The 16,826-nt window shown below is 44.7% G+C and carries 15 protein-coding genes, 1 tRNA gene and 1 pseudogene; 10 read left to right on the forward strand and 7 right to left on the reverse strand.

The window, feature by feature from the left end:
* The first annotated feature begins 3 nt into the window (after nt 1-3).
* Nucleotides 4-77: transfer RNA gene (locus tag RDN79_RS17590), tRNA-Asp, on the forward strand.
* A 133-nt stretch (nt 78-210) separates the two neighbouring features.
* Here the strand turns inward: RDN79_RS17590 and RDN79_RS17595 are convergent.
* The gene (locus RDN79_RS17595) at nt 211-438 is read right to left on the reverse strand and encodes a helix-turn-helix domain-containing protein (protein ID WP_298553366.1); all 228 of its coding nucleotides are present in this window, start codon (nt 436-438) and stop codon (nt 211-213) included.
* A 264-nt stretch (nt 439-702) separates the two neighbouring features.
* On the opposite strand from RDN79_RS17595, the gene RDN79_RS17600 reads away from it, so the two are divergent.
* The 4 genes from RDN79_RS17600 to RDN79_RS17615 all read left to right on the forward strand — a co-directional run bounded on the left by RDN79_RS17600 (nt 703) and on the right by RDN79_RS17615 (nt 3,571).
* On the forward strand, nt 703-1,296 hold the full coding sequence (locus RDN79_RS17600; RefSeq protein ID WP_298553368.1) for a DNA-3-methyladenine glycosylase I: 594 nt from the start codon (nt 703-705) through the stop codon (nt 1,294-1,296).
* 252 nt (nt 1,297-1,548) lie between these two features.
* The gene (locus RDN79_RS17605; protein WP_298553370.1) at nt 1,549-1,857 is read left to right on the forward strand and encodes an RNA-binding protein; all 309 of its coding nucleotides are present in this window, start codon (nt 1,549-1,551) and stop codon (nt 1,855-1,857) included.
* Between the two features lie 319 nt (nt 1,858-2,176).
* Nucleotides 2,177-2,635 (forward strand): cold-shock protein, encoded by a 459-nt coding sequence (locus tag RDN79_RS17610; protein ID WP_298553371.1) that lies wholly within the window; start codon nt 2,177-2,179, stop codon nt 2,633-2,635.
* A 336-nt stretch (nt 2,636-2,971) separates the two neighbouring features.
* Nucleotides 2,972-3,571 (forward strand): MarC family protein, encoded by a 600-nt coding sequence (locus tag RDN79_RS17615; protein ID WP_298553373.1) that lies wholly within the window; start codon nt 2,972-2,974, stop codon nt 3,569-3,571.
* An 8-nt stretch (nt 3,572-3,579) separates the two neighbouring features.
* Here the strand turns inward: RDN79_RS17615 and RDN79_RS17620 are convergent, their stop codons facing one another.
* The 5 genes from RDN79_RS17620 to RDN79_RS17640 all read right to left on the reverse strand — a co-directional run bounded on the left by RDN79_RS17620 (nt 3,580) and on the right by RDN79_RS17640 (nt 8,537).
* A complete protein-coding gene (locus tag RDN79_RS17620; protein WP_298553375.1) occupies nt 3,580-4,434 on the reverse strand; it encodes a M23 family metallopeptidase in 855 nt (284 codons plus the stop codon).
* Nucleotides 4,435-4,629: 195 nt separating this feature from the next.
* Entirely contained in the window at nt 4,630-5,802 is a 1,173-nt protein-coding gene (gene uxuA, locus RDN79_RS17625; protein WP_298553377.1) for a mannonate dehydratase, read from the reverse strand.
* Between the two features lie 23 nt (nt 5,803-5,825).
* Nucleotides 5,826-6,638 carry an SDR family oxidoreductase gene (locus tag RDN79_RS17630; protein ID WP_298553379.1) on the reverse strand — a complete coding sequence of 271 codons (813 nt, stop codon included), beginning with the start codon at nt 6,636-6,638 and terminating at the stop codon, nt 5,826-5,828.
* Nucleotides 6,639-6,770: 132 nt separating this feature from the next.
* On the reverse strand, nt 6,771-7,826 hold the full coding sequence (locus RDN79_RS17635) for a LacI family DNA-binding transcriptional regulator (RefSeq protein WP_298553381.1): 1,056 nt from the start codon (nt 7,824-7,826) through the stop codon (nt 6,771-6,773).
* A 69-nt stretch (nt 7,827-7,895) separates the two neighbouring features.
* Nucleotides 7,896-8,537, reverse strand: a complete 642-nt coding sequence (locus RDN79_RS17640) for a hypothetical protein (protein WP_298553383.1) — start codon at nt 8,535-8,537, stop codon at nt 7,896-7,898.
* Nucleotides 8,538-8,912: 375 nt separating this feature from the next.
* On the opposite strand from RDN79_RS17640, the gene RDN79_RS17645 reads away from it, so the two are divergent.
* The 5 genes from RDN79_RS17645 to RDN79_RS17665 all read left to right on the forward strand — a co-directional run bounded on the left by RDN79_RS17645 (nt 8,913) and on the right by RDN79_RS17665 (nt 16,428).
* Nucleotides 8,913-10,124 (forward strand): efflux RND transporter periplasmic adaptor subunit, encoded by a 1,212-nt coding sequence (locus tag RDN79_RS17645; RefSeq protein WP_298553386.1) that lies wholly within the window; start codon nt 8,913-8,915, stop codon nt 10,122-10,124.
* A 32-nt stretch (nt 10,125-10,156) separates the two neighbouring features.
* Nucleotides 10,157-13,375, forward strand: coding sequence for an efflux RND transporter permease subunit (locus RDN79_RS17650; protein ID WP_298553388.1), 3,219 nt, complete (start codon nt 10,157-10,159; stop codon nt 13,373-13,375).
* A gap of 3 nt (nt 13,376-13,378) precedes the next feature.
* Entirely contained in the window at nt 13,379-14,770 is a 1,392-nt protein-coding gene (locus tag RDN79_RS17655; RefSeq protein ID WP_298553390.1) for an efflux transporter outer membrane subunit, read from the forward strand.
* Between the two features lie 34 nt (nt 14,771-14,804).
* Nucleotides 14,805-15,572: an acyl-ACP--UDP-N-acetylglucosamine O-acyltransferase gene (gene lpxA, locus RDN79_RS17660; protein WP_298553392.1), complete on the forward strand. Its 768-nt coding sequence runs from the start codon at nt 14,805-14,807 to the stop codon at nt 15,570-15,572.
* A gap of 115 nt (nt 15,573-15,687) precedes the next feature.
* Nucleotides 15,688-16,428, forward strand: coding sequence for a DUF1080 domain-containing protein (locus RDN79_RS17665; protein WP_298553394.1), 741 nt, complete (start codon nt 15,688-15,690; stop codon nt 16,426-16,428).
* 117 nt (nt 16,429-16,545) lie between these two features.
* On the opposite strand, the pseudogene RDN79_RS17670 reads toward RDN79_RS17665, so the two are convergent.
* Nucleotides 16,546-16,826, reverse strand: a pseudogene (locus RDN79_RS17670) (hypothetical protein); the annotation flags it as partial.

Here is a 16,826-nt window from a genome sequence, read left to right on the forward strand (position 1 = left end):
TTTGGTGCGTTAGTTCAGTTGGTTAGAATACATGCCTGTCACGCATGGGGTCACGGGTTCGAGTCCCGTACGCACCGCGATAAATATTGAAAATCAATGTTTTATAAAGAAAATACCCGGTTTTACACCCAATAATGTAAAACCGGGTATTTTTTGTATTATTTAAAATTTTCTGTTGATGGATTGAGTTCTTATCATATAATATGAAAGTTATTCCAGGGCTTGGTCGGGGAAAAAATAACTGAAGCTACACCCAAACACCCGGACAATTTCGTTAAGATGGTTTAAATTATACTTTGCTCTTTTTCGTGGATTTTCACAGTCGCGGATAAATCCCTGACTCAAGTTTATGTTATCACCAAATTCCCTCTGGGACATTCCTTTTTCTATACGGAGTTCTTTCACTCTTTGAATTACAAAATCTTCTATTTGTGTCATACATTCTTCCTTTTGTCAAAGGAAGAACTCTTTGCATAAACATTAGAGGGTACATGTGCTCTTATATAATGTGTGTATATTTTCCTCACTGTAGAAGAACATAGTATCATGATAGTTTTAGCGTGATTGATAGCTTTCAGTACTAATCTTTTTTTCTCCTTTGAATAAATATGACGGTTTAAGGAATTTGTTGAAAAGTTTTTAGACTGCTCTCTTGTGTATTCATCTTTAATAAATACCTTTGAGAATTATAAATCATGAAAGATGGAAGATATTATAAATAGACGTTGTGGTTGGGCTGGAACTGACGATTTGTATGTGAGATATCACGATGAGGAATGGGGGCGATTGATTACCGATGATAAAACCTTATTCGAATTTCTGGTTCTGGAGAGTGCTCAGGCTGGATTGGCTTGGATTACGATTCTTCGCAAACGCGAAGGATATAAAAAGGCATTTTGCAACTTCGATGTTGAGAAAGTGGCCTCGATGACCTCGGATGATATTGACCGGTTGATGCTTTTTGATGGGATTGTCAGGAATCGGCTGAAGATCGCATCCGCCATCACGAATGCCAAATGTTTTATGGCGATTCAAAAGGAATTTGGCAGTTTCTATAATTATACGTTATCATTTCTTCCCGGACAGAAACCGATTGTAAACCGTTTTAAATCATTAAAGGAGATTCCTGCTACGACTCCGGAATCGGACGCAATGAGCAAGGATATGAAGAAACGAGGATTTAAGTTCTTCGGTTCTACTATATGTTATGCTCATATGCAGGCAACAGGGTTTGTTAATGATCACTTGGAAGGATGTTTTTGCAGGGAGAAGATTCTTGCTGATTGCCCCGTTTAGCGGTTTCTGGAGGGTAAACGCTCTTTACGAAGTGGGCGTCTAATCCGGATAATAGCACTGTTTTGCCGGTCTTAACAAGAAAAATGACAATTTATAGGGTGATAATAGTTGTTGGTTTGATTAATAGTGTTACCTTTGAGTCAGAGTTTGAGTTACGTATTATTAGCGTATAGTTCTTCTTTATTATAAGTAGGCCTCTCCATTAATTTTCCTCTCATACCCTATTAGTATTTATTAAAAACGAAATTTTAAATGAACATTTACATTACAGGTTTGAATTATAGCATTAATGATGCTGATTTGAATGATTTGTTTGCAGAGTATGGAGAGATTACGTCTGCAAAAGTTATCATGGACAGAGAAACTGGAAGATCCAGAGGATTCGGTTTTGTTGAAATGGTAAACGATGCTGATGGCGAAAAGGCTATCGAGGCGCTTAATGGAGCTGAATTTGAGAAAAAAGTGATCTCGGTAAGCGTGGCCCGTCCCCGCGCCGAAAAACCTTCAAACGGCGGATACCGTGAAAGAAGAGGTGGTTATAGTAATTCCAGACGATATTGATCTCCTGATATATGGGGGTATGTCATAAATCTGTATATTAGAACACAGATAACACAGATGAGACGGATTCACACAGATTGATTATTGTTGATCAATAAAAAAATCTGCGGTTCTCTGTCGGATCTGTGTCATCTGCGTTCCGTTTTCTATTTTTGACACTCCTTCATGACTCTTCCATAGCTTAGTTAGCTCCTACTCTTCAATGCAATAGCAGGGATTTTTTTATATCCTGCGTTTCCATATTCCGGAAATACCTTGGCATTCCACTCCGAACCTTTACATAAGAGGTTGATTATTAATGTAATTAAATATAGATTAAATGGCAAAATCCGTAACATACAATAAACGAGAAAACGAAAAAAAGAAACAAGCCCGGCGGGCAGAAAAACAAAAAAAGAAGGAAGACAGAAAACTACTTGGCAAAGCGAATAGTTTTGATGATATGATCGCTTATGTGGATGAAAATGGTGTGATTACATCGACTCCTCCCGAAGTGAATCCTAATAAAGAAGAGATTAAACAAGAAGAGATTCTTATCTCGACTCCCAAAAAAGAAGATATAGAGACGCCTTCCGTACTGAAAGGGAGAGTTGATTATTTTAATGAATCAAAAGGTTATGGTTTTATCAAAGACCTTGATAGTGCCGAGAAGTATTTTTTTCATGTCAGCAATAATACACTGACCGATATTTCGGAAACTGACATCGTTACTTTTGAACTTGAACGCGGTCTGAGGGGGATGAATGCGATTAATATTCGTATTGAAAACGAATCCTGACAAGATGCAATAAATCTTGGAAAGTCTTTTAGAGTCATGATTTATTGTTCAGAAAGCTCACGATATAGGTGGCTATCGGGAGCCTTCTTTGACTATTTCGGTTCGTTGAGTGAAGACCAGTGATAAAATGATGGCGACCATCACTAAGGTGAAATCGAAAATGGGCTTGAATTTACCGGACTCTTTATTGTAACGGCTGGCGGTGTAGTTGACTTGGGCTTGATCTCTAATAGGACATCGATAGAAAAACATTATTCATCGAAGCGATTGTTACTATTTGTCAATCGCTTGTTGGGAAAGATTTTGTACCTTTAGAGCAATTAAAAAGAGTATCTTATGTTTGAAAGTTTTGATTTTCAGCAAATGATCAGTGCATTCATTGTATTATTTGCAGTGATTGATATTATTGGTTCCATTCCGATTATTATCAATTTGAAAGAAAAGGGTAAGGATGTGAACGCCATGAAGGCGACGGTTATCTCTTTTTTGTTGATGATCGGATTCTTTTATGCAGGTGATGTCCTGCTGCGGCTTTTCCATGTGGATATCGAATCGTTTGCAGTAGCTGGTTCGTTTGTTATTTTCCTGTTGTCGCTGGAGATGATACTCGATATAGAAATCTTTAAAAACCAAGGACCGATAAAAGAGGCGACTCTGGTTCCGTTGGTCTTTCCTTTACTGGCCGGTGCCGGCTCGTTTACCACATTGTTGTCTTTGAGGGCGGAGTATGCCAGTGTCAATATAGTGATAGCTTTAATACTGAATATGATATGGGTTTATTTTGTTGTCCGTATGACAGCCCGTATCGAACGTTTTTTTGGAAAAGGCGGAATCTACATTATCCGGAAATTCTTCGGCATTATTCTGTTGGCGATATCAGTCCGCTTGTTTACCGTCAATATCAATCTTCTGGTAGAAGCACTGCAAGGGCATTGAAAAGGAATTTATAAAGTTTCCTTTTCGCTATCTATTTGTCCTTTGTTTTTGCGGGCGGCAGGTGAATAACTGTAATCGCCTGCAAACTGATGTGGCATTAGCTCGACGGATTTTACTGCGATTTTGTTGCCTTTTTTGGTGAATACCAAGCATTGATCGTTAAGTTTTCGTTCTTGCAGGTCGAATACTAAATTCGGATTGAAGTGTTGCCCGTTTACCCGTACTTCAAAATGAAGATGTTCGGTCGTGGCCCTTCCGGTACGTCCGGTCAGGGCAATCGGTTGTCCGGCTTTTACATAATCTCCCGGCTTTACCAGATTCTTGGAGTTATGACTGTAGACTGTTTCTAATCCGTTGTAGTGGCGTACGACAATTACATTTCCGTATGCATAATAGGGCTTTGCTAAACGGACAATTCCATCGAAAGCCGATACAATCGTATCATTGGCACGGGTTTTCAGATCGACACCCGAATGGTGTTTCCTGCGTCCGGCATACGGGGATATTACTTTTGCTCCGGGTAAGGGGAATGCATAATCTTCTTTTTGTACCAAACTTAAATCTATAAGCATCGAATTTTCTTCCGCCATCAGTAGTGGATCTGATGCGGCAATATCGCTTTTTTCCCTGCTGGAAAAGTTTTCTGTAATATTTTTGCGGGGAGATGTTTGTTTGTTCAGTTTCGGTTCTTCCGGAAACAGAAAAGCAAAGTCTGTATTAGGAAGAGGAATATCCGTTGTCGGCAGAACTAAGAGCGATTCCTGCTGCGGTGCAGGCTGTGTCCGAGCAGTCCATAAAGAATGGCATGCGTTTAACACGAGTAAGACGGTGACTGACAGTATGCTGTAGTGTGTTTTAGACATTTTGTGAAATTGTTAGCACTGCAAAAGTAGGGAAAAACGGTTAAAATCGCTATCCTCTTTTTCTTTGTTTACATATCATTCTGATTTCTTTATATTTATTTTCGTTTTGAAAAGAGCGGAAAAGGAAAAAGAAAGGCGTCCGAAAAAGAGTCGAACGCCTTTCAATGTCAAACTATTTGTGATTACTTGTCACTATTATTTAAATAAAGAACGAGCAATACCCAGTTCCAAGCCACGCAATTCAGCCAAGCTACGCAAACGACCGATACAGGAATAACCCGGATTTGTTTTCTTGTGCAAGTCATCGATCATCTGATGACCGTGATCCGGGCGCATCGCGATCGAGCAACCGCGTTCCTGTTCGATTTCAAGAAGTGCCTTCATTACTTCATAAACGTTCACGTCGCCTTCCAATAGGTTTGCTTCGAAGAAGTTTCCGGCTTCGTCGCGTTTGGTACTGCGAATATGGACAAAGTCGATACGGTCGCCAAAACGCTTCATCATGCCTGCCAGGTCATTGTCGCCACGAACGCCGAATGAACCGGTGCAGAGACATAAACCGTTACTTTTGTTCGGCACGGCTTCGATCAATTTGCGAAAATCTTCTTCAGTACTCAAGATACGGGGCAAGCCCAGGATCGAGTAGGGAGGATCGTCCGGATGGATAACCATACGTACGCCTACTTCGTCGGCAACCGGAGTGATCTCTTTCAGGAAATAAATCAAGTTGGCCCGAAGTCTTTCTGCATTGATATCTTTATAACGATCCAGTTCGGCACGGAACTGATCCAATGTAAAGCTTTCTTCCGAACCCGGTAAACCGGCGATCATGTTACGAACCAGCAATGCTTTGTCATCTTCGCTCATTTCGTCGAGACGGGCCTTTGCAATCGCTTTTTCTTCGTCTGTATATTCTTGTTCTGCAGCAGGGCGTTTCAAAATATAAAGATCGAAAGCCATGAAAGCGGCACGTTCGAAACGCAATGCTTTGGAACCGTCCGGCATGGTATAGGCCAAGTTGGTGCGGGTCCAGTCCAGAACCGGCATAAAGTTGTAAGTGATCACACGGATATCACAAGCTGCGAGGTTACGGATGCTTTCTTTGTAATTGTCGATATATTTCTGGAAATCTCCACTCTGTGTTTTGATATGTTCATGTACAGGTACACTTTCCACTACGCTCCAACGTAAGCCGGCAGCTTCGATCATATCCTTGCGTTTTTGGATTTCTTCAACTGTCCATACTTCTCCGTTCGGGATATGGTGCAAGGCATTTACGATTCCGGTAGCACCGGCTTGGCGGATATCGGAAAGGCTAACTGGATCGTTCGGTCCGTACCAACGCCATGTTTGTTCGCATAAATACATAATGTCTTGTTTTAATTGTGAGATTAAATAGAAAAAGCATCAAAACCACCGTCTACGATAGCGATTGTTCCGGTTACGAATTTGGAAGCGTCGCTGATCAGATACTGGATCGTACCAAACAGTTCATCCGGTGTACCCAGACGTCTGAACGGAGTATGTGCAATAACGGATTCGGCACGCGGAGTGTAGGATCCGTCCGGATTAGTCATCAAAGTACGGTTCTGTTCCGTCAGGAAGAATCCCGGAGCGATTGCATTTACACGCAAACCTTCTCCGAATTTGATCGCCAATTCACCGGCCAGGTATTTAGTCAGGTTGGAGATGGCTGCTTTAGCCGCGCCATAACCAACTACACGGGTAAGCGGACGCAAGGCGGATTCGGAAGAGAAGTTGACGATAGCCCCTTCTTTCTGGTTTGCCATTACATCGGCAAATACCATTGTCGGGAGAACTGTTCCGAACAGGTTCAGGTCTACCACCTTACGGAAAGCGTCGATGTTCAGGTCAAAAATCGTGCTGTCCGGTCCGATAGTCGCACCTGCCATATTTCCGCCGGCTGCATTCAGCAACGCATCGATACGACCGTATTTGGCCAGGATATCTTTTTTGTTCTGTTCCAGAACTTCTTTGTTTAATACGTCAGTCAGGAAAAAACTTGCTTCTCCGCCTTTAGCTTTGATGTCGGCTACAATCTGTTCACCAACTTCGGCTGCACGATCGAGAATAACGATTTTGGCACCTTCTTCAGCCAAATGGCCTGCAATACCTCTACCTAAAATTCCGGCTCCACCGGTAATAATGACAACTTTGTCTTTAACGCAAAATAAATTAGCCATATTTTTATTGTTTATGATTGTGATAATTTCATTGTTACTATTCCATTGTGCTCGCGCACACATTGGGTACAAAAGTATAGTATTTATTTATCAAACAAAAAGAAAACAGGGAAAAAATACCTTTTTATGTTTTCAAATATAATTGTTATAATATTTGATATTCTCTTTCATCAGGATATCGATCGGCATATAATTGATCTGTTCGACTTTTTCCTTGAGGACCAGGTGGCGGAACAGTGCCCGTATGCAATTGAATCCCTGTACTTCCGGCCGTTGGGCGATCAGGTGCGTGATGGAACCGTCATTCAGGCAAGTGATATTCGGGTCTATCACGTCATAGCCGATCAATCTGAATTTTCCTCCTTTGTCACGGAAGTACTTTCCCAGTAAGTGGGCGCGGGAGTTGAATATGATACCGGCGTTCACTTCCTTATGCTCTTCTAAAAAAGCATCGAGGATGCTTATGTTCTTTTCCGGCTCGTCAGCGTGCAGCTGTACGGAATAGATACGCCCGTCGTAGTTCTTTTCTGCCAGATAATTTCTGAAGCCTTCCTCGCGTTTCATTACTTGGGTCACCTGCATTTCTCCTTTGCGGATAAAGCGGAAGATTGCGATGTTTTCGGTCGGGTTGATTTGTTCGTACAGCAGACGGCCGGCAATATATCCGGAGTCATACGAATTGGTTCCGTAATAGGCCACGCAATTGGTGTTTTCGATGAATGCGTCTATCAGGATATAAGGTATCTGTAGCTGATCCAACCGGGATGCCAGTTTGATAACGCTGTCGTGGAATTGTGTTGCGATCACGACTCCCTGGCAGTCGGCTTTTTCGATTCGGGGAATGAGCTCGTCGAAACTGCTCTTGTCGTATTGGTTGAAGCATATACGTTCGACTTCTACGTTGTAGCTGAAAAGTTCCTGTTCCGCTTTATCTATCCCTTCACAAAGTTTATCCCAATATTCGCCTTTTGCAAAAGAAGGGATCAGTGTGATGAAATGGTAGTTCTTTTTTAGTGCAAGAGAACGGGCTATCAGGTTCGGGTGATAGTCTATTTCTTTTAAGACTTTTTCTACCTTTTTCTGTGCCTCTTCGGATACTTTGCCTCGGTTGTGTAATATGCGGTCGACAGTTCCGGTCGAAACACCGGACATCTCTGCAATGTCTTTGATTCTATATGTCTTACCCATAGGTTGGAAAGCTATACAGCCCGCAGAATGTTTATTTTTGCGGGCTGTTGTCTGTTTTTATTGATTTAATTATTGTAGTTGTTGTACTTCTTCTTCCGTTGAAATTGTATTTAATTTTCTGAATGTGTAGCACTGCATCATAAAGATAAGAGGAATAGCAACGAAAACACCGACGACAAACAATATACAGCCGATGATCGCGATGCCGATCATTGCCAGCAACAATAAGAATAACGGCATTACCTGTCCTTGCGTCAGATTCCAGCTTTTTTGCAAGGATTCTATGATTCCGCAATCTTCTTCCACGATGTAGGCGGCAAAAAATTGTAAACGGATCCCTAGGTAAATCCCCGGAACAATCAGCAAGAATGCACCGATAGTCACCACGATACCCACAATAAGGCTGGCGATAAAATAAGTGACGATTTTACGGGACTGTTGTCCATAAGCCGAAAACTGTGGCTCTTCCCCATCCATTGTCTGGAACAGGTTCTTGATGTATCCCAGCATAAAAGCGCTGTATATCGCGGCACTTATCAGATACACAATGATTTGCCCGACCATCGATCCTTGTGCCGGCATGCCGAACAGGCTAATGATCATTGACAGGATAAAATACCCGATATACAGGCCTACCAGTACCCAAATCTGAGATTTAGTGTACTTCCATGAAGTGCCGAACACTTCCGATATCATAAACTTTGGTTCCATGTGAATTGATAATTTAGGTTATATAAGCCGTAAAATTAGGATAAATTATTGAATAAACAAATTCCGTGTTAAAATTATGTAGCAATTTAAACGAATATATTTTCGATCGGTCAAAGTCCTGATATATCTCTGATACAGAAATACAAAATAAGCGGTTTTTTAGTATAAAAGATTGTATAAACGGAAAAAGTACAACAAAAAGATTCTACATTTGTACGCTTTTTATGAGGAATAGGCTATGAACCCATAAGTTTTGAACAGCATCGTTGTGGAATTTTTACTATGGTGCAGCGGATCTCACCCGTTGCGATGGCTTTAACGGTCTTACTAATGACTAAAAAACGAAAATAGGTAGAATATATATAAATAATGAATATGGATAAACAAATGTTGAGAACTACTATTACCCAATTGAGGCAAATCGCATTGTTTGCAGTAGGGGTGTCTTTATTAACCGCTTGTGGAAACAGTCAAAGCGGTATGAAGTTAGGGGATAATGAGTTTGCTGTTCTTGCTGTCAATTCGACAACGAGCGACCAGTCGACTTCCTATCCGGCCACGATCAGAGGAACGCAGGATATCGAGGTGCGCCCCCAGGTTTCGGGTTTTATTGTTAAGTTATGTGTGGATGAAGGAGCAACTGTTCGTAAAGGGCAGGCTTTGTTCCAGATCGATCCGACCCAGTATGCAGCTGCGGTAGGACAGGCGAGAGCGGCTGTCGAGATGGCAAAAGCCAATGTCGCTACTCTGACTTTGACCGAAAAGAACAAAAAGGCTTTGTTCGATCAAAAGATCATTAGTGATTTTGAATATCAGACGGCGGTCAACCAACTCATGTCTGCCAAGGCAAGCCTGGCCCAGGCGGAAGCATCTTTGGTAAGCGCGAATCAGAATTTATCTTTCTGTACGGTGACGAGCCCGTCGAATGGCGTTGTCGGTACATTCCCGTACCGTATCGGAAGTTTGGTCAGCCCTTCTGTTTCACAGCCGTTGACAACCGTGTCCGAAATCAACGACGTGTATGTTTATTTCTCTATGACGGAGAAAGAGCTGTTGCGCCTGACAAGAGCCGGGGGCACTTTGAAAGAACAGTTGGAAAAGATGCCGGCTGTCCGCTTGCAGCTGTCCGACGGCACTACCTATCAGTCGGAAGGTAAGATCGATGCCGTTAGCGGCGTAATCGACCAATCTACCGGATCTGTCAGCATGCGTGCTGTTTTCCCGAATGATAAAAATATCCTGAGAAGCGGCGGTACCGGTAACATCATATTCCCGTACACGATGGATGGAATCATTATTATCCCTCAGTCCGCTACTGTCGAAATCCAGGACAAGAAGTTCGTTTTCGTCTTGCAGGCGGACAATTCCGTGAAAAATACGGAGATTCAGATCTCCAATCTGGATGACGGAAAGAATTACCTGGTGACGAATGGTTTGAAATCCGGCGATAAAATCGTGATTGAAGGCGTACAGAACCTCCGTGACGGCCAGGCTATCGAGCCGATCACCCCGGAACAGCAGAAAGCGAAATATGATCAGGCCTTGAAAGATCAGAATGAAGGTAATCTGAAGACCGCTTTTAATTAATAACTCCCATTTGTTCGTTAAAAACAGAAAATATGAAATTAGATAGATTTATAAACCGCCCGGTGCTCTCAACGGTGATCTCCATCCTGATTGTCATACTGGGTATATTAGGCTTGCTGTCCTTGCCTATTACCCAATATCCGGATATCGCCCCTCCAACCGTTTCGGTAAGAGCTACTTATACGGGTGCAAACGCGCAGACGGTATTGAATAGTGTGATTGCGCCGCTGGAAGACCAGATCAATGGTGTGGAAAACATGATGTACATGACTTCCAATGCTTCTAACAACGGATCTGCCGATATTTCCATTTACTTTAAGCAGGGAACCGATCCCGATATGGCTGCCGTAAACGTGCAGAACCGTGTTTCCATGGCACAAGGTTTGCTGCCCGCCGAAGTAACCAAGATCGGTGTAACGACCCAGAAACGTCAGAACTCCATGTTGGTCGTGTTCTCCGTCTATGACGCCGAGGACCGTTACGACCAGCGATTCATCGAGAACTATGCGAAGATCAACCTGATCCCCGAAGTACAGCGTGTACCCGGTGTCGGTGATGCGAACGTGTTAGGTACCGACTACTCCATGCGTATCTGGCTGAAACCGGATGTGATGGCACAGTACAACCTGGTTCCGAATGACGTTGCCGGTGTCCTGGCCGAGCAGAACGTGGAAGCCGCTCCGGGTTCGTTCGGCGAACAGGGGAACCAGAGTTTCCAGTACACGATTCGTTATAAGGGACGTTTGCAGGAGGTAAACGAGTTCGAAGACATGGTTGTGAAAGCCTTGCCGAATGGTGAAGTCCTCCGCATGAAAGATATCGCCGATATCGAATTGGGACGTCTGACCTATAACTTTGTCAATAAAGTAAACGGGCATAGCGCCGTAACCTGTATCGTCTATCAGATGGCGGGAACCAATGCGACGGAGACTATCAATAATATCCAGAACCTGTTGGAAGAGACGGAAAAGATATTGCCTCCGGGCTTGAAGATCGATGTCGGCATGAACGCGAACGACTTCTTGTACGCTTCTATCCATGAGGTGCTTAAGACATTGATCGAGGCCTTCATCCTGGTGTTTATCGTCGTGTATATCTTCTTGCAGGATATGCGTTCGACTTTGATACCGGCTATCGCGATCCCGGTTGCGTTGATCGGTACGTTCTTCATGCTGTCGCTGATCGGCTTTAGCTTGAACTTGTTGACTCTTTGTGCTATGGTGCTCGCCATTGCGATTGTGGTCGATGATGCGATCGTGGTCGTCGAGGGAGTCCATGCCAAGCTGGACCAGGGTTACAAATCGGCGAAACTGGCTTCCATCGATGCCATGAACGAGTTGGGTGGTGCTATCGTCTCGATCACGTTGGTCATGATGTCCGTGTTTATCCCGGTAAGTTTCATGAGCGGTACGGCCGGTACATTCTATCGTCAGTTCGGTTTGACGATGGCTATCGCAATCGGTTTGTCCGCATTGAACGCCTTGACATTGAGCCCGGCTCTGTGTGCGATGTTCCTGAAGCCACACGAAGAAGGACATGAGAAGAAATCGACTTTCGTGTCCCGTTTCCACGCTTCCTTCAATGCTGCATACGACTCTTTGCTGAATAGCTATAAAAAACGTGTCGTATTCTTTATCCAGAAGAAATGGCTTTCGTTCGGTATCGTTGCCGGATGTATCGTCTTGCTCGTCGTTTTGATGAATGCGACTCCGACAGGTATGGTTCCGAATGAAGATACCGGTACGATCATGGGGGCAGTGACGCTGCCGCCGGGAACTTCCCAGGAACGTACGATAGAGGTAATGAATAAGGTGGACAGCCTGATCGCTGCCGACCCGGCGGTCAAATCACGCACGGCCATCATCGGCTTCAGCTTCATCGGTGGTCAGGGACCTTCCTACGGTTCGTACATTATCAAGTTGAAAGACTGGGAAGAACGTTCCATGATGCAGAGTTCGGATATCGTGTATGGCAGTTTGTTCATGCGTGCGCAAAAGATCGTGAAGGATGCACAGGTGTTGTTCTTTACTCCGCCTATGATTCCGGGTTATTCCGCTTCCAGCGATATCGAGTTGAATATGCAGGATAAGACCGGTGGCGATCTGGAAAAATTCTTCGATGTGACGAAGCAATATACGGCAGCCTTGACCGCCCGTCCTGAAATCAAGTCGGCACAGAGTACCTTCAATCCGAACTTCCCGCAGTATATGATCGATATCGATGCGGCTGCCTGTAAGAAGGTGGGGATTAGCCCGAGCGATATTCTGGCAACCATGCAGGGATATTACGGTGGTCTGTATGCCTCCAACTTCAACCGTTTCGGTAAGATGTACCGTGTAATGGTCCAGGCTGATCCGGCTTTGCGTACCAATCTGGAATCATTGAAGAATATCAAAGTCCGCAATGGTAACGAAATGGCTCCTATCTCGCAGTTCGTATCTATTAAGAAAGTGTACGGTCCGGATATCATCAGCCGTTTCAATATGTACACCTCTATCAAAGTGATGGTTGCTCCGGCAGACGGTTACACCAGCGGCCAGGCATTGAAAGCGATCGAAGAAGTTGCCGGAACGACGCTTCCGACCGGTTTCGGATACGAGTTGGGAGGTATGGCGCGTGAAGAGGCCGAAACCAGCGGCAGTACGACCGGTTTGATCTTCCTGCTCTGTTTCGTATTCGTTTATTTGCTGTTGAGCGCCCAGTATGAAAGTTATATCCTGCCGTTGGCCGTATTGCTTTCCATTCCGTTCGGTTTGATGGGTAGCTTCCTGTTCGTGCAGGGGTGGGCCGCTTTGGGCAATATCCCGGCTCTGAAGATGCTCTTAGGCACGATGTCCAACAATATCTATATGCAGATCGCCTTGATCATGTTGGTCGGTCTGTTGGCGAAGAACGCCATCCTGATCGTAGAGTTTGCCCTCGACCGTCGCCGTATGGGGATGAGTATCACGTGGGCTGCCGTTTTAGGGGCTGCCGCCCGCTTGCGTCCTATCCTGATGACATCACTGGCTATGGTAGTCGGTCTGTTGCCTATGATGTTCGCGTTCGGTGTCGGTGCTCACGGTAACCGTACTTTGGGTACTGCTGCCATCGGAGGTATGTTTATCGGTATGATCTTCCAGATTTTTATCGTTCCGGTTCTGTTTGTGGTATTCCAATACTTGCAGGAGAGATTCAAGCCTATCGAATGGGAAGATCTGGATAACAGCGATATGAATACGGAAATAGAACAGTACGCAAAAACAAAATAAGAGATGACAATGAAGAAACAGATTATATATATGGTGTGTGCAACCGCTCTTTTGAGCAGTTGCCACATCTATAAAGCATATGACCGTCCGGATACGATCGAAACTTCCGGTATCTACCGTGATCCGGTATCGGCTACCGATACGTTGGCCGCAACCGATACAACCAATATGGGAAACCTGCCCTGGAAGGAAGTTTTCCGTGATCCGAAATTGCAGGTCTTGATTGAAGAAGGATTGGCAAACAATGTGGATATGCAAGCCGCTATCCTGCGGGTCGAGGAGGCTAAGTTATTGCTGACTTCCGCCCGCCTGTCTTTTCTCCCTTCTCTGAATTTAGCTCCCCAAGGTTCCGTTACGACGATCGGCAACTCTGATTACGCAAAAGCTTATACCTTGCCGGCAGCAGCCAGTTGGGAAGTGGATTTGTTTGGTAAACTGTTGAATGCAAGTCGTGGACAAAAAGCCGCTTATTTGCAAAGCCAATACACGCAGCAAGCGATACGTTCGCAGTTGATCAGCGGAATCGCCAATACCTACTTTACCTTGTTGATGCTGGACCGCCAGGTGGAGATTACTTCCAAGACGGTGGATATCTACAAAGAGAATGTGCGGGTTATGGAGGCGATGAAGATTGCCGGCATGACAACCGAGGCCGCAGTCGTCCAGATGCGTGCCGTGTTCCATCAGGTGTCCGGTTCGTTGATCGAACTGGAACGCCAGGTGCGTGAGGTGGAGAACTCTTTGTCCGTATTGCTCGCGAAAGCACCGCAGTCCATTGATCGCAGTACGCTCGAAGACCAGGTAATGCCGGAAGAACTGATGGCGGGTGTCCCTTTGCAATTGTTGGAAAACCGTCCGGATGTGAAGATGGCTGAAATGACATTGGCCGGCGCTTATTATACGACCAACAAGGCCCGTGCCGCCTTTTATCCGGGACTCAATATCACGGCGACAGCCGGTTGGACGAACGGTTCGGGCATTACGGTTTCCAATCCGGGACAGTTTATGTTCCAGGCGTTGGCTTCGCTGGCACAGCCTATCTTTAACAATGGTAAGCTGGTGGCTAACCTGAAAATCTCAAAAGCGGAAGAGCAGATTGCCAAGATGAACTACCAGCAGACGATCCTGGAAGCAGGAAAGGAAGTGAGCGACGCTTTGCATCTTTATGACGCGACAGATCGGAAACTTGTCCAGGACAAGGCTCAGATAGAAGAGTTGGAAAAGGCGGTAACCTATACCAATGCTTTGTTCCAGTCCGGACAGTCCACTTATCTGGAAATTCTTTCTGCCCAGCAGAGTCTGCTCAGTGCGCAGTTGACGGAAGTCTCCGACAATGTCCAGCGTATGCAGGCTGTTATCAATTTATATAGTGCCGTCGGTGGCGGAAGAGAGTAAAAAGCAATTGTCAATTAAAAAAGAGATTATTATTATGATTAGTCCGTTAGCTTATATAGATGCAAGCGCGAAGTTAGGAGCGAACGTAACCGTCCATCCGTTTGCATACATCGACAAGAATGTGGAAATAGGGGATGACTGCGAGATCATGCCTCATGCCAGCATCATGAGCGGAACCCGCATGGGAAAGAGAAACCGCGTCTTCAATGGCGCTGTCATTGCTGCCGAACCGCAGGATTTTAAATACAAAGGAGACGATACGATCGTCGAAATCGGAGATGATAACGTGATCCGTGAAAACGTGGTGATCAACCGTGCGACCCATCCTGATGGAAAGACGATCATCGGCAATGGCAATTTCCTGCATGAAGGCGTACATGTTTCCCACGACACGCATATCGGTAATCATAGCGTGTTTGGCTACGGGAGCAAGATATCCGGCAACTGCATGATTGAAGATTATGTGATTTTCGGAGGTAATGTATTGGTGAGCCAGAATTGCCGTGTCGGGACTTGGTCGATGACGCAGACCGGTTGCCGTTTTCGCAAGGACGTGCCCCCTTATATTGTTGCCGCATTGGAGCCAACCACCTATTACGGGGTAAATTCCGTAATCCTGATGCACGAGGGCATGAGTGAAAAGGTCGTAAAACATATCAGCCATGCTTACCGTATCATCTATCAAGGCAACACCAGTATATTCGATGCCCTGCTGATGATTAAGGACCAGGTTCCGATGAGCGATGAAATTCAGCATATCATCGACTTCGTCAATGCTTCGAAGTTGGGGATTATCAAATAAAATCGGATGATCCGAACTGAAAAGAAAGAGTTGTTCTTTATGGAGCAGCTCTTTTTTTATTTATCTTTGCTCAGTTTTAATATTCTCAATGTCTAATTTAAAAATGAAATGTAACATGAAAAACGTATTGAAATCGTTTGTGGTCCTTTTGGCCGTTATGGCTGCTGTCCCATCTTTTGCGCAAAAAGCGAATAACACGTTGACTGAAAAAGAAAAGAAACAAGGTTGGACCTTGCTGTTCAACGGGAAAGATTTTACCGGTTGGAGACAATGCAACAATACCGGAATGGCTTCGAACTGGGTAATCGAAGACGAAGCGATGAAAGTCTTTACCGCTCCGGGCAAGAAACCGGGACATGGTGCAGGAGGCGATATCCTGTATAAGGAAAAGAAATACAAGAACTTTGAACTGTCTGTTGATTGGAAAACCAGCAAAATGGGAAATTCAGGCATCTTCTACTATGTACGTGAAGTTCCGGGCAAACCGATCTATTATGCAGCTCCCGAAGTGCAGGTCTTGGATAATGTGGATGCTACCGACAACAAGTTGGCCAACCACCTTGCCGGCTCTTTGTATGATATGCTTCCTGCCGATCCGAAAACGGTGAAACCTGCCGGCGAATGGAACACGATCGTAATCAAAGTGAAGGATGGCAAGGTGACGCATACCCAGAACGGTAAAAAGGTCGTTCAGTACACTTTGTGGAGCAAAGAGTGGGATGAGTTGGTTGCCAATAGCAAATTCAAGGATTTTGAAGGTTTTCAGGAAGGTATTTCCCATGAAGGTTATATCGGCTTGCAAGATCATGGCTATCCCATTTGGTTCCGTAACATCAAGATTCGGGAATTGAAGTAAGTGATTGCCTAAGAATATGAGCTGATTGGTAAATCTTAATTTAGCGGTCGCCGCCCATTGTCCAATCGGCTCATATTCTTGTAAACGGACCTTCTTCTTGCAAGGTCGCAGTTTCCCTTATAAAGACCGGATTGTTTCCTCGCTCAAGCCGGTGCACCTTGCTATGGTAGCCATATCTACGTCCGTCTCTTTCATCTTGGAAGCGACTTGGCGCATGCCTTCGGCAAAACCTTCCGCTTTTCCTTCTTCAAGACCTTCTGCTTTCCCTTCGGCAAGCCCTTCCGCTTTCCCTTCTGCAAGCCCTTCCGCTTTCCCTTCGGCGATTCCTTCCAGCTTGGAAGTATAGATCGCGTTGTTCTGGATGTTGATGTCTTCGAGGTGGCGGATGTAGACGAGGC

Source organism: uncultured Parabacteroides sp., assembly GCF_902493135.1.
In the GTDB taxonomy this organism is placed as follows: domain Bacteria; phylum Bacteroidota; class Bacteroidia; order Bacteroidales; family Tannerellaceae; genus Parabacteroides.